8 protein-coding genes are annotated in these 13,238 nt (G+C 74.9%); 7 read left to right on the top strand and 1 reads right to left on the bottom strand.

Translation table 11 applies throughout. From position 1 onward, the window contains the following. Positions 1-37: 37 nt before the first annotated feature. On the bottom strand, positions 38-865 hold the full coding sequence (locus FB380_RS12010) for a helix-turn-helix transcriptional regulator (RefSeq protein WP_166755242.1): 828 nt from the start codon (positions 863-865) through the stop codon (positions 38-40). Positions 866-987: 122 nt separating this feature from the next. On the opposite strand from FB380_RS12010, the gene FB380_RS12015 reads away from it, so the two are divergent. The 7 genes from FB380_RS12015 (at position 988) to ilvC (ending at position 13,178) form a co-directional block, all read left to right on the top strand. Then, positions 988-1,965 (top strand): bile acid:sodium symporter family protein, encoded by a 978-nt coding sequence (locus FB380_RS12015; protein WP_166755243.1) that lies wholly within the window; start codon positions 988-990, stop codon positions 1,963-1,965. Between the two features lie 15 nt (positions 1,966-1,980). Continuing rightward, the gene (gene ilvD / locus FB380_RS12020) at positions 1,981-3,750 is read left to right on the top strand and encodes a dihydroxy-acid dehydratase (RefSeq protein WP_208382826.1); all 1,770 of its coding nucleotides are present in this window, start codon (positions 1,981-1,983) and stop codon (positions 3,748-3,750) included. An 87-nt stretch (positions 3,751-3,837) separates the two neighbouring features. Then, positions 3,838-6,474, top strand: coding sequence for a putative bifunctional diguanylate cyclase/phosphodiesterase (locus FB380_RS12025; protein WP_166755244.1), 2,637 nt, complete (start codon positions 3,838-3,840; stop codon positions 6,472-6,474). After that, positions 6,471-9,242 (top strand): putative bifunctional diguanylate cyclase/phosphodiesterase, encoded by a 2,772-nt coding sequence (locus tag FB380_RS12030; protein ID WP_166755245.1) that lies wholly within the window; start codon positions 6,471-6,473, stop codon positions 9,240-9,242. Before FB380_RS12025 ends, FB380_RS12030 begins: the two co-directional genes overlap by 4 nt. Positions 9,243-9,490: 248 nt before the next feature. Further along, positions 9,491-11,464 (top strand): acetolactate synthase large subunit, encoded by a 1,974-nt coding sequence (locus FB380_RS12035; protein ID WP_166755246.1) that lies wholly within the window; start codon positions 9,491-9,493, stop codon positions 11,462-11,464. An 85-nt stretch (positions 11,465-11,549) separates the two neighbouring features. Further along, entirely contained in the window at positions 11,550-12,074 is a 525-nt protein-coding gene (ilvN, locus tag FB380_RS12040) for an acetolactate synthase small subunit (RefSeq protein WP_166755247.1), read from the top strand. A gap of 78 nt (positions 12,075-12,152) precedes the next feature. Further along, the gene (ilvC, locus tag FB380_RS12045; RefSeq protein WP_036340023.1) at positions 12,153-13,178 is read left to right on the top strand and encodes a ketol-acid reductoisomerase; all 1,026 of its coding nucleotides are present in this window, start codon (positions 12,153-12,155) and stop codon (positions 13,176-13,178) included. Positions 13,179-13,238: the final 60 nt, after the last annotated feature.

Genomic DNA, 13,238 nt, shown 5'->3' on the forward strand with positions numbered 1-13,238 from the left:
TGGTCCCAGATCCGGCGGGGTGGCCGGTCGGGGCCGGTCAGGCGCTGGACAGCCGGGCCAGCCGGGCGGCGCTGTCGGTGCCCTCGGCGGCCGTGTAGACGACCAGGTGCAGGTCGGGGGAGTCGGCCAGGGTGAGCTGGTGGTGCTCCAGCAGCAGGCTGCCCACCCGGGGGTGCTCGAAGCGGCGCTCGCTGGAGCTGAACGAGTCGACGTCGTGGCTGGCCCAGCCGGCCCGGAAGTGCTCGCTGGCCTCCTGCAGCCGGGTGACCAGGTCGACGACGGCGGGGTCGTGCACCCGGCTGCCGACCTCGGCCCGGAACTGGGTGAGGAAGCGCCGGCTGTCGGTGGCCCAGTCGCCGAGCAGGCTGCGCACGGCGGGGTCGGTGAACACCACCCAGAGCAGGTTCCGCTCGCCCTCCGGCGCCGTGGCCACGCCGGGGTAGAGCCGCTCGTAGGCGGTGTTCCACCCGAGGATCGACCAGCTGTGCGTGATGACGAAGGCGGGGGAGGGGCCCAGGGCCGACAGCAGCCGCACCGCGTGCGCCGGCAGCTCCGCCGGACCGGGCTCCGCCGGGGCCGTCGCGGCGTGCCCGGTCAGCCGCAGCACGTACTCGTGCTCGGCCGGCGAGAGCTGCAGCGTGCGGGCGACGGCGTCCACCACCTGGCGGGACGGCGAGATGTCCCGGCCCTGCTCCAGCCACGTGTACCAGGTGTGGCTGACGCCGGACAGCAGCGCGACCTCCTCCCGGCGCAGCCCGGGTGCGCGCCGGGCGCCGTGCCCGGGCAGCCCGACCGACGCGGGCTCCACCTGCCGGCGCCGGGAGCGCAGGAAGGCCGCCAGCTCGGTGCGTGGGGAACCGGTCACGCGGACCTCCTCGGGACGGCGTCGGGTGGTGGTGTCACTACCAGCATCAACGCTCTCCTTGTGCCGTCGTCGACCGGCCCGCACGCTGGGCCGGCTGCAGCGTCGCGGGGGAGGAGAGCCGGGTGCACCAGGTCAGGGTCGTCAGCTCGTTCGTCGGGCGCTGGTTCGCCGTCATCGTGGTGCTGGCGGGCGCGCTGGCGCTGGCGGTCCCCGAGGCCTTCGCCGGCGGGACGGCGGCGGTCCCGTGGCTGCTCGCGGTGATCATGCTCGGGATGGGCATGACCCTGCGGCCGGTCGACTTCGCGATCGTGGCGCGCCGCCCGTGGGCGCTGCTGGCCGGGGTGGCCACCCAGTTCGTCGTCATGCCGGGGCTCGCGTTCGGGATCGCCGAGGTGCTCGACCTGCCCCCGGCCCTCTCGGCCGGCATGGTGCTCGTCGGCTCCGCCCCCGGTGGCACCGCGTCCAACGTGATCGTCTACCTGGCCCGCGGCGACACCGCCCTCTCGGTGGCGATGACGTCGGTCTCCACCCTGCTCGCGCCGCTGCTCACCCCGCTGCTGGTGCTGTGGCTGGCCGGGCAGTACCTCCCGGTCGACGGCGCCGGGCTGTTCACCTCGATCCTGCAGGTGGTGCTGGTGCCGGTCTTGCTCGGGCTGCTGCTGCGCCGCCTCGTCCCGGGGCTGGTCGAGCGGCTGCTCGACGTCCTCCCGCTGGTCTCCGTCGCCGGGATCACGGTCGTGGTGGCGATCGTCGTCGCGGCGAGCGCGGACACCCTGCTCTCGGTGGGGCTGCTCGTGGTCGTGGCGGTCGTCGCGCACAACCTGCTCGGCTTGGCCCTGGGCTACGCGGTGGCCCGCGTCTGCGGCTTCGACGAACAGGGCCGGCGGGCGGTCAGCATCGAGGTCGGCATGCAGAACTCCGGCCTGGCGGCGGCGCTGGCCACCGCGCACTTCTCCGCCGCCGCCGCGCTGCCGGCGGCGCTGTTCTCGGTCTGGCACAACGTCTCGGGCTCGCTGCTGGCCGGCCACTGGGCGCGCCGGAGCGCCGCGGCTGCGTCCGAGCCCACCCTCCCGGCCGGTGCCCCCGGCCCCCGTCCCTGAGATCAGGAGCACGCCATGACGACCACCCAGCCCACCGCCGGACCCGCGGCCACCGGCCTACCATCGCCGGTCGTGACGACCGTCGAGGACCGCCCCACCAGCAACGACCGCACCGTCGACGTCAAGCCGCGCAGCCGCGAGGTCACCGACGGGGACGCCAAGGCCCCGGCCCGGGCCATGCTCCGCGCGGTGGGCATGGGCGACGACGACTTCGCCAAGCCGCAGATCGGCGTCGCGTCGTCCTGGAACGAGATCACCCCCTGCAACCTGTCGCTGGACCGGCTGGCCAAGCGGGCCAAGGAGGGCGTGCACGCCGCCGGCGGCTACCCGCTGGAGTTCGGCACCATCTCGGTCTCCGACGGCATCTCCATGGGCCACGAGGGGATGCGCGCCTCGCTGGTCTCCCGCGAGGTCATCGCCGACTCGGTCGAGACCGTCATGTTCGCCGAGCGGCTGGACGGCTCGGTGCTCCTGGCCGGCTGCGACAAGTCGCTGCCCGGCATGCTCATGGCCGCGGCCCGGCTCGACCTCGCCAGCGTGTTCGTCTACTCCGGCTCCACGCTGCCCGGGAAGCTCGGCGACAAGGACCTCACCCTGATCGACGTCTTCGAGGGCGTCGGCGCCTGCGCCGCCGGGAAGATCACCCGCGACGAGCTGACCGCGATCGAGAAGGCCGCCTGCCCGGGGATGGGCTCCTGTGGTGGCATGTACACCGCGAACACGATGGCGAGCGTCTCCGAGGCGCTGGGCATGGCCCTGCCCGGCAGCGCCGCGCCGCCCGCGCCCGACGCCCGCCGCGACGCCATCGCGATCGCCTCCGGTGAGGCCGTGGTCAACCTGCTCCGCAAGGGGATCACCGCCCGGCAGATCATGACCAAGGAGGCGTTCGAGAACGCGATCACCGTGGTCATGGCGCTGGGCGGCTCGACCAACGCCGTCCTGCACCTGATGGCGATCGCCCACGAGGCCGACGTCGACCTCACCCTGGACGACTTCAACCGGATCGGTGACCGCACCCCGCACCTGGCCGACGTGAAGCCCTTCGGCCGGTTCGTGATGACCGACGTCGACCGCGTCGGCGGCGTGCCGGTCGTGCTGCGCGCGCTGCTGGACGCCGGCCTGCTGCACGGCGACGTGCTCACCGTCACCGGGAAGACGATGGCCGAGAACCTCGCCGAGATCAGCCCGCCGGACCTCGACGGCACGATCGTGCACGCGATGAACGACCCGATCCACAAGACCGGTGGGCTGACGATCCTGCGGGGTTCGCTGGCGCCGGAGGGCGCGGTGGTGAAGTCCGCCGGCTTCGACGCCGACGTCTTCGAGGGCACCGCCCGGGTCTTCGACGGCGAGCAGGGCGCGATGGACGCCGTCACCGAGGGCACCCTGGCCAAGGACGACGTCGTGGTGATCCGCTACGAGGGCCCGCGCGGCGGCCCCGGCATGCGGGAGATGCTCGCCGTCACCGGCGCGATCAAGGGCGCCGGCCTGGGCAAGGACGTGCTGCTGCTCACCGACGGCCGGTTCTCCGGCGGCACCACCGGGCTGTGCGTCGGCCACATCGCCCCCGAGGCGGCCGACGGCGGCCCGATCGCCTTCGTCCGCGACGGGGACCGGATCCGGCTCGACCTCGCCGCCCGCACGCTGGAGCTCCTGGTCGACGACGAGGAGCTGGACGCCCGCCGGGAGGGCTGGGCGCCGCCGGCGCCGCGCTACACCCGCGGGGTGCTCGCCAAGTACGCCAAGCTGGTCGGCTCGGCGGCCCACGGGGCGGTCTGCGGCTGACGCCGGCCGCGGCCCGGCCCCGCCCGAACGGGTGAGGCCGGGCCGTCGGCCCTGTTGCCGGCGCACTGCCGCGCCGACAGTCCTGAGGTGCAGCAGACGCGCCGATGGCGGACACCCGGATGGCTGGTCGCCGTCCCGGTGCTGACCGGTGCTGCCGGCGGCGCCGCCCCGCTGGCCGCCGACCTGCTGCTCTGCGGCGCCGCGCTGGTCACCGCCGGGCTGCTGTGGCGCGCCGGGGGCCGCCTCTCCGGCGGCCTGCGCGGCTGGCGGCTGCTCTCCCTCGCCGTGGTCCTCGGGCTGGGCACCAGCCTGTCCGCGGGGCTGGCCGGCACCCCGCCGGTGCGCGGGTTCGACGTGACCGGCCAGCTGGTCCAGCTGCCGGCGGCGCTGCTCGCGCTGGTCGCCGTGCTCACCCTGCTGTCCCCGGGGCACCTGCGCCGGGGCGGCGCCCGGCTGGCCACCCAGACGGCCCTGTTCTTCTGCGCCTCGCTCGTGCTGGCCCAGGTGCTGGTGGTCGGACCGGCGATGCGGACCCAGTCCCTGACGGGCGTGGACCGTGTCGTGCTGGAGGTCAGCTGCCTGGTGACCGCCTCGGTGGTCTCCGCCGTGCTCCTGCTCATCGCGGCGTCCCCGGCACCCCGGCGGGGCGCCGGCGCCCTGCTGCTCCTCGCCTCGGCGACCTGGGCGACCACGCACGGCCTGGCGATCGCCGGGGAGGACCTGCCGCTGCCCGCCCTGGGCGGCGCCGCGCCCGCCGGTGAGCTCGTCGGCCTGCTGCTGCTCTGCCTGGCCGCGCTGCGCGAGCCGGGCGCCCACGCCGAGGCACCACCGACCCGGGCCAGTGCCCGGCTGAACGTGGTCGGCCAGCTGCTCCCGCACCTGGTGACGGTGGCGGCCGGGGTCGCCTACCTCGGTGCGCCGCTGCTCGGCGCCGATCCCTCCCCGGCCGCCACGATCGCGCTGCTGGGCTGCCTGTCGCTGACCGCCGTCCACCGGGCCGCCGCGGCCCGGGACGAGCACCGGGTCGCCGCGCGGCTGCGGCGGAGCGAGGCGCACTTCCGCTCGCTGGTCCGCTCCAGCAGCGACGCGGTGCTCGTCCTGGACAGCGACCTGCGGATCAGCTGGGCCGCTCCCGCCCTGGAGCCGGCCGACGGGCCCGGCCTGCGGGGCCGGCTGCTGGCGGACGCCGTGCACCCGGAGGACGCCGCCGAGGTGGCCGCCTGGCTCACCGGCGACGGGCCGGACGGCGACGTCCTCGGCCTGCGCAGCTTCCGGCTGGCCGACCGCAGCGGCGCCTGGCGGGTCTTCGAGGCCGGGGTCAGCGACCTGCGTGGGGACGCCGACGTCGCGGCGCTCGTGCTGCACTGCCGCGACGTCACCGCCCGGCTCGACCGGGAGCACGAGCTGCGCTCGCTGGCCTTCGTCGACCCCCTCACCGGGCTGCCGAACCGGGCGGCCCAGCGGCTGGCCCTGGCCGGGTTGCTGGCCGGCGGGGACGACGGCCCGACCCGCGCGGCGCTGCTGCTGATCGAGCTGCACGGCCTGCGCGAGGCCCTCGACAACGCCGGCAGCGAGGTGGCCGAGACGACGCTGGCCGAGGTCGCCCGCCGGCTGCGCGCCACGGTGCGCGGCGAGGACCAGGTGGCCCGGATCGGCACCGAGCTGTTCAGCGTGCTGGCGCACGGGACCGGGGACGAGCACGACCGGCTCGCGGCCCGCTGCCTGGCGGCGATCGAGGCGCCGATCACGACCGACGCCGGGATCGTCGACCTGTCCGGTGTGGTGGGGCTGGCGCCGCTGGACCCGGGGCTGAGCGAGGGGCAGGCGGTCGACCGGGCCGAGCTCGCCGTCCTGGACGCCCGGTCGGCCGGCAGCGGCTCGGTGCGCCGGTACCGGTCCGAGCTGTCCGCCGCCCGCGACCGCCGGGAGCACCTGCGCGCGGACCTGGTCGGTGCCCGGGAGCGTGGTGAGCTCACGCTGGCCTGGCAGCCGATCGTCGCCCTGGACGACCAGCGGGTCACCGGTGTCGAGGCGCTGCCGCGCTGGCAGCACCCGCTGTACGGGGAGGTGCCGCCGGAGGAGTTCCTGCCGGTCGCCGCCCGGGCCGGGCTGGTGGTGGACCTGCAGCGCTGGGTGCTGCACGAGGCGACCGCCGCGGTGCGGGCCCTGCCGGTCGGCGACGGTGAGCTGAAGCTGGGGGTCGACGTCCCGGCCGCCCACCTGGCCGCCGGGACGCTGGTCGGCGACGTGACCGCCGCCCTGCGGGACAGCGGGCTGCCGCCGGAGAGGCTGGTGGTGGAGATCGCCGAGTCGGCCCTCGAGGTCGGTGCCCTCGCCGACGACGTGACGGCGCTGCGACTGATGGGCGTGCACGTCGCCGTCGACGGCTTCGGCAGCGGACGCTCCTCGCTGCCCGCCCTCGGCCGGCTGCCGGTCGACATCATCAAGCTGGACCGGGGCCTGCTGTCCCGGGTCGACCGGGACCCCTACAGTCGGGCGGTCTGCCAGGCGGTGGTCGCGCTGGCCGCGACGCTGGGCGTCGACGTCGTGGCGGAGGGGGTGGAGACCACCAGTCAGCTGACGGTCCTGCGGGCCCTCGGGTGCGGCTACGCCCAGGGGTACCTCCTCTCCCGGCCGCTGGCGCTGCCCGGCCTCGCGCAGCTGCTGGAGGCCGACACCGGCCGGCTGTGGCCCGGGCTGACCGGCCGGGTCGGCGCCTCGTGACCGCGCTGCCGGCGTCGTCGGCCGGCGTGCCGGCGCTGCCCCAGGTACCGCCGGTGGCGCGCTGGCCCCGGGCGGCGGTGCTGTCCCTGCTCGGTGCGGTCGCCGTCGGCCTCGCGCTCGTGGAGACCGTCTGGCCCGCGGCCGCGGCGCACTCGGCGCCGGCGGTGCTCAGCGTGGCGTCGCTGGCCATGGGGGTGCTCGTGGCGCGGCACGCCCAGCGGCTGGACCCCGAGTCCGCGGCACCGTGGCGGGCGTTCGCCGTCATCGCCGGGCTGCTGACGCTGGGCCAGGCGATCGCCGCCGTCCGCGGGGTGGGGGTCAACCCGGCGACCGCCGGGCCGCAGGACGTCCCGCTGGTGGTCGCGGTCCCGTTCGCGCTGCTGGGCTGCGCCCGGCTGATCCGGTCGGCCGCCACCGGGATCGGCTCACGGGTGGCGCTGGACGCCGCCGTCGGCCTGGTCGGCCTGTCCGCGCTGGCCGAGATGGTGATCAGTGCGGCGCTGGGCCGGACCGTCGACTCCGTCGACGACCTCGTGGCGTGGGGCTACCCCGCCGCCGGGGTCGTGCTCTGCACCGTCGGGCTGGTCACCTTCGCGCGGGTGAGCCAGGCCCGCCGGGCCGCCGCCGGGTGGCTGCTCGCCTGCTTCGCCTCGGTCGCCGTGGTCACCGTCAGCGGGGCCATCGCCGTGGTCCGTCCCTCCGTCGTCACCGACGTGGTCACCGGCACGGCCTGGCTGGCCATGCTGGGCTTCGGCACCCTCGCCATCGCCGCCGACCCGGGGCGGTCCACCGACCCGGACGAGCCCCCCGAGGTCCCGCTGCTGGGCGTGGTGGTCAGCTACTGCGCCGCCTTCGGCGTCGTGCTCGTGCTGCTGGTCGGCCGGATCGCCGGGCGGTCGATCCTGCCGGTGGAGGCGGCCGCCGCGGCCCTGCTGCTGCTGCTGACCTTCGCCCGGACCCTGGTGTGGGCCGCCGACGGCGCCCGGCTGACCAGGCAGGTGCTGCGCACCGAGGCCTACTTCCGGACGCTCGTGCACAGCGCCGCCGACATCACCATCGTGCTGGACCACCACGGGCGGATCACCTGGGACTCCGGCGCCGGGCGCCACGCCCACGGCTGGTCGGCACGGGAGCTGGAGGGCCGGCTGCTCACCGACTTCGTCCACGTCGAGGACCGGGACGAGCTGCTGGCCGCGCTGGCCGCGGGCGCCGACCCGGACGGCGACCAGGGGCAGGGGCGCACCTTCCGGCTGCGGTCCCGGGACGGCCGCTGGCCGTTCTACGAGACCGTGCGGGTGGTCACCTCCGGGGACCTGCACCGACCTGCCGACGGCGCGCCCGCACCGGGTGGCGCCGGGCTGGTGGTGCACCTGCGCGACGCCGACACGCGCCGGCACAGCGAGCTCGAGCTGGAGCGGATGGCCTACACGGACTACCTCACCGGGCTGCCCAACCGCGCCCGGCTGATGGCCGCGCTGGCCGGTGCCCGCAGCCGGGCGTCGGAGGGGGAGGCCTCCTGCCTGCTCCTGCTGGACCTCGACGGCTTCAAGGCAGTCAACGACATCGCCGGGCACGAGGCCGGTGACCTGCTGCTGACCGAGGTCGCGGACCGGCTGCGGGCCACGGTCCGGGACCGGGACGTGGTCGGCCGGCTCGGCGGCGACGAGTTCGCCGTCCTCGTGCGGGCCGACCTGGACGAGGCGACGGCGCTGGGGGAGCGGATCATCGCCGAGCTGGCCGGCGTCCACCGGTCGGTGCCCACCCCGGGCGCCGACCCGGACCTGGTCTTCGACGTCTCCTGCAGCATCGGGGTCACCGAGCTGGCCTCCGCCGAGGAGGTCGCGGCCACGATCCGGCACGCGGACCTCGCCCTGCGTGCGGCCAAGGCCGCCGGCAAGGGGCGCGTCCGTCGGCACGGCGAGACCGCCGACAGCGCGACCGTCCGGCGGACCCGGCTGGCCCGCGACCTGCCCGACGCGCTGTCCCGGGGGCAGCTCCGGCTGGTCTACCAGCCCGTCGTCGGCGTCGCCGAGCGCCGGGTGCTGGGCATCGAGGCCCTCGTCCGCTGGGACCACCCGGTGCTCGGTGAGGTGTCGCCGGAGGAGTTCGTGCCGCTGGCGGAGGACGACGGGCTGATCGTGCCGCTGCAGCGGTGGGTGCTGGACCAGGCGACCGCTGAGCTCGCCGCCCTGCTCCGCGCCGGCCGTGACCTGCAGCTGGGGGTGAACATCAGCGTGCGGCACCTGCAGTCGGGGAGCCTGGTGCCCGACGTCGCCGCCGCCCTGGCGCGGGCCGGGCTGCCGCCCCAGCGGCTCATGCTGGAGGTGACGGAGTCGCTGTTCATCGGTCAGCCGGACCGGGCCGACGGCGACCTGCAGACGTTGCACGACATGGGCTGCGTCATCTCCCTCGACGACTTCGGCCGCGGCTACTCGACCTTCGCCTACCTGGCCCGGCTGCCGGTCGACGTGCTCAAGATGGACCGGGAGTTCCTCGCCGGCCTCACCGACGACGCGCGCTGCGCGGCGCTCGTGGAGAGCGTGATCGAGCTGGGGAACCGGCTGTCCATCGACGTGGTCGCCGAGGGCGTCGAGACCCCGGGGCAGCTGGCGGCGCTGCGCGACCTGGGCTGCCGGTACCTGCAGGGCTTCCTGCTGGGCCGGCCGACCGGCCCGGCGGAGCTGGCGGCCGTCATCGACGCCTTCGACCCGGCGTCCCTCGATGTCGTGGGGGCGCAGCCGGCAGCTGCCGTCCCAGGAACAGCCTGACCGGTTCCCATCCAGTGGGACGACGCGGTTGACGGCGCCGTGCCGGTGGGCGCACAGTGTCCCCGTGCCACGCACTCGTCTGCTCGTAGCGATCCACTAGCGCGCCGGTCCCTCCCGACCGACGCGCCACCCCTCCGTGCCAGCGGCACGAGGGGTTTTTTGTTGGCCGGGCACCGTCTGGCCGACTCCCCGCCCACCGACAGGCGTCCGCCGCAGCACCCCACCCCGCGCCCAGGGAGATCGTCCAGATGAGCACCACCAGCAGCACCGGCCGCACCGCCGCGGCCCACCCCTCCTCCGCAGCCGGCCCCGCGGCCGGTCCGGCTCCCGGCGCCGGTCCCGCGCCGGCCACGGCCGTGCCGCCCAGCGAGGCCGCCGCCCAGGCCACCCTCGGGGTCGAGACGACCGCCCGGTCGATGGCCGAGGCCGCCGCCGAGCCGGTCACCGGGATCACCGGGGCGCAGAGCCTGGTCCGGTCGCTGGAGGCGGTGGGCGTCGAGGTGGTCTTCGGCATCCCGGGCGGGGCGATCCTCCCGGCCTACGACCCGCTGTTCGACTCCGCGCTGCGGCACGTGCTGGTCCGGCACGAGCAGGGCGCCGGGCACGCCGCCACCGGGTACGCCCAGGCGACCGGGCGGGTCGGGGTCTGCATGGCCACCTCCGGGCCGGGGGCGACCAACCTGGTCACCCCGCTGGCCGACGCCTACATGGACTCGGTGCCGGTCGTCGCCATCACCGGCCAGGTGCCCAGCGCCGCGATCGGGACCGACGCCTTCCAGGAGGCGGACATCCGCGGCATCACCATGCCGATCACCAAGCACAACTTCCTGGTCACCGACCCCGACGAGATCCCGCAGCGGATCGCCGAGGCGTTCCACCTGGCCGGCACCGGCCGGCCCGGCCCGGTCCTGGTCGACATCTCCAAGGACGCGCTGCAGGCCACCACCGACTTCAGCTGGCCGCCGCGGCTGGACCTGCCCGGCTACAAGCCCACCACCCGCCCGCACGGCAAGCAGGTGCGCGAGGCCGCGGCGCTGATCGCCGCCGCCCGCCAGCCGGTGCTCTACGTCGGCGGCGGCGTGCTGAAGGCCGGCGCCGCCGCGGAGCTGGCCGAGCTCGCCGAGCTGACCGGCGCCCCGGTGGTCACCACGCTGATGGCCCGCGGCGCCTTCCCGGACAGCCACCGGCAGAACCTGGGCATGCCGGGCATGCACGGCAACGTCACCGCGGTCACCGCGCTGCAGAAGGCCGACCTGCTGGTCGCCCTGGGCGCCCGCTTCGACGACCGGGTGACCGGTGAGCTGTCCAGCTTCGCCCCGCACGCCGCCGTCGTCCACGCCGACATCGACCCGGCCGAGATCGGCAAGAACCGCAAGGCCGACGTCCCGATCGTCGGCGACGCCAAGGCGACGATCGTCGAACTGGTCTCCGCGCTGCGCGCCGAGCACGAGGCCGGGCGTACCCCGGACCTGGACGGCTGGTGGGCGCAGCTGGAGGACTGGCGCGCCCGCTACCCGCTGGGCTACGACTGGCCCGAGGACGGGATGCTCTCCCCGCAGTACGTGATCGAGCGGCTGGGCGCGATCGCCGGCCCGGACGCGATCTACGCCTCCGGCGTCGGGCAGCACCAGATGTGGGCGGCCCAGTTCATCTCCTACGAGAAGCCCGGCACCTGGCTCAACAGCGGCGGTCTGGGCACGATGGGCTACGCCGTCCCGGCCGCCATGGGCGCCAAGTACGGCATGCCCGGCACCACCGTGTGGGCGATCGACGGCGACGGCTGCTTCCAGATGACCAACCAGGAGCTGGCCACCTGCGCGATCGAGGGGATCCCGATCAAGGTCGCCGTCATCAACAACGGCAACCTCGGCATGGTGCGGCAGTGGCAGACCCTGTTCTACGAGGGCCGCTACTCCAACACCCACCTCAACACCCACGGCGGCAAGGAGGGTGGCAAGGAGGGGACGGCCCGGCAGGTCCGCATCCCCGACTTCGTCACCCTCGCCGAGGCGCTGGGCTGCGTGGGGCTGCGCTGCGAGTCCAAGGACGACGTCGACGCGGTGATCGAGAAGGCCATGGCGATCAACGACGCCCCGGTCGTCATCGACTTCATCGTCGGCTCGGATGCCCAGGTGTGGCCGATGGTCGCCGCCGGCAAGAGCAACGACGAGATCCTGGCCGCGCGCGACGTGCGCCCGGTCTTCGGGGAGGGACAGGTCTGAGGAAGGACCCCGTCTCCCCCCACCACTCGCACGCTCGCGGCGGGCCCCTGAGACGGGGCCGACACCGCAGAACGGAACAGGTCTCATGACACGACACACGCTCTCGGTCCTGGTCGAGAACAAGTCCGGCGTCCTGGCCCGGGTCTCGGCGCTGTTCAGCCGGCGCGGGTTCAACATCGAGTCCCTCGCCGTGGGGCCGACGGAGAACCCGGACCTGTCCCGGATGACGATCGTGGCCGACGCCGAGGCGCAGCCGCTGGAGCAGATCACCAAGCAGCTGAACAAGCTGATCGAGGTGATCAAGATCGTCGAGCTGGACACCGCCGCGGTGCAGCGCGAGCTGCTGCTGGTCAAGGTGCGCGCGCCGCTGGCCGACCGCGCCCAGGTGCTGCAGACCGCCGAGCTCTTCCGCGCCCGGGTGATCGACGTCAACACCGACACGGTCACCCTCGAGGCCACCGGCACGCCGGACAAGCTGCAGGCGCTGCTCGCCGTCCTCGCCCCGCTGGGCATCAAGGAGATGGCGCAGTCCGGCACCGTCGCACTGGCCCGCGGACCGCGGTCGATGAGCGGCGCCGGTACCTTGCGCCCGGTCGAGCGCTCCGCCTAGCCGACCCCGCCCCGCCCACCCGCACTTCCACCAAAATGGCCATTTTGGTGGTCCATCCACTGAAGGAGCACGAACCGCATGGCCGCCGAGATCTTCTACGACGACGACGCCGACCTCTCGATCATCCAGGGGCGCACCGTCGCCGTCCTGGGCTACGGCAGCCAGGGCCACGCCCACGCGCTGTCGCTACGCGACTCCGGCGTCGACGTCCGGGTCGGCCTGCCCGAGGGCTCCAAGAGCCGGGCCAAGGCCGAGGCCGAGGGCCTGCGCGTGGTCACCCCCGCCGAGGCCTCCGCCGAGGCCGACCTGATCATGATCCTCGCCCCCGACCACGTGCAGCGGACGCTGTACACCGAGTCGGTCGAGCCCAACCTGCAGGACGGCGACGCGCTGTTCTTCGGCCACGGCTTCAACATCCGGTTCGGCTACATCAAGCCCCCGGCCGGCGTCGACGTCGCCATGGTCGCCCCCAAGGGCCCCGGGCACCTGGTGCGCCGCGAGTTCAGCGACGGCAAGGGCGTGCCCTGCCTGATCGCCGTCGAGCAGGACGCCAGCGGCAGCGCCCAGGCCCTCGCGCTCTCCTACGCCAAGGGCATCGGCGGCACCCGCGCCGGCGTCATCAAGACGACGTTCGCCGAGGAGACCGAGACCGACCTGTTCGGTGAGCAGGCCGTGCTCTGCGGCGGCATGTCCGCGTTGGTGGCTGCCGGGTTCGAGACCCTCACCGAGGCCGGCTACCAGCCCGAGATCGCCTACTTCGAGTGCCTGCACGAGCTCAAGCTGATCGTCGACCTCATGTACGAGGGCGGCATCGCCAAGCAGCGCTGGTCGGTCAGCGACACCGCCGAGTACGGCGACTACACCTCCGGCCCGAAGGTCGTCGACGCCCGCGTCAAGGAGTCGATGAAGGAGGTCCTCGCCGCGATCAAGGACGGCTCCTGGGCTGCCGCCTTCATCGCCGACCAGGACGCCGGCGCGCCGGACTTCAAGGCCAAGCGGGCCGCCGCCGAGGCGCACCCGATCGAGGAGACCGGCCGCAAGCTCCGCGGCCTGATGAGCTGGGTCAGCGCCAGCGACGACTACACCGGGACCGCCGCGCGCTGACGCCGCGCCCCGGACCGGGGCGCGACACGACACGGCCCCCGCAGCGTCTGCTGCGGGGGC

The organism is Modestobacter marinus (assembly GCF_011758655.1).
In the GTDB taxonomy this organism is placed as follows: Bacteria; Actinomycetota; Actinomycetes; order Mycobacteriales; family Geodermatophilaceae; genus Modestobacter; species Modestobacter marinus.

What these genes read in the sequence shown, in the direction of transcription:
- ilvD (WP_208382826.1), top strand. Translation starts at nt 1,981, where the DNA reads ATGACGACCACCCAGCCCACCGCCGGACCCGCGGCCACCGGCCTACCA.
- FB380_RS12035 (WP_166755246.1), top strand. Translation starts at nt 9,491, where the DNA reads ATGAGCACCACCAGCAGCACCGGCCGCACCGCCGCGGCCCACCCCTCC.
- ilvN (WP_166755247.1), top strand. Translation starts at nt 11,550, where the DNA reads ATGACACGACACACGCTCTCGGTCCTGGTCGAGAACAAGTCCGGCGTC.
- ilvC (WP_036340023.1), top strand. Translation starts at nt 12,153, where the DNA reads ATGGCCGCCGAGATCTTCTACGACGACGACGCCGACCTCTCGATCATC.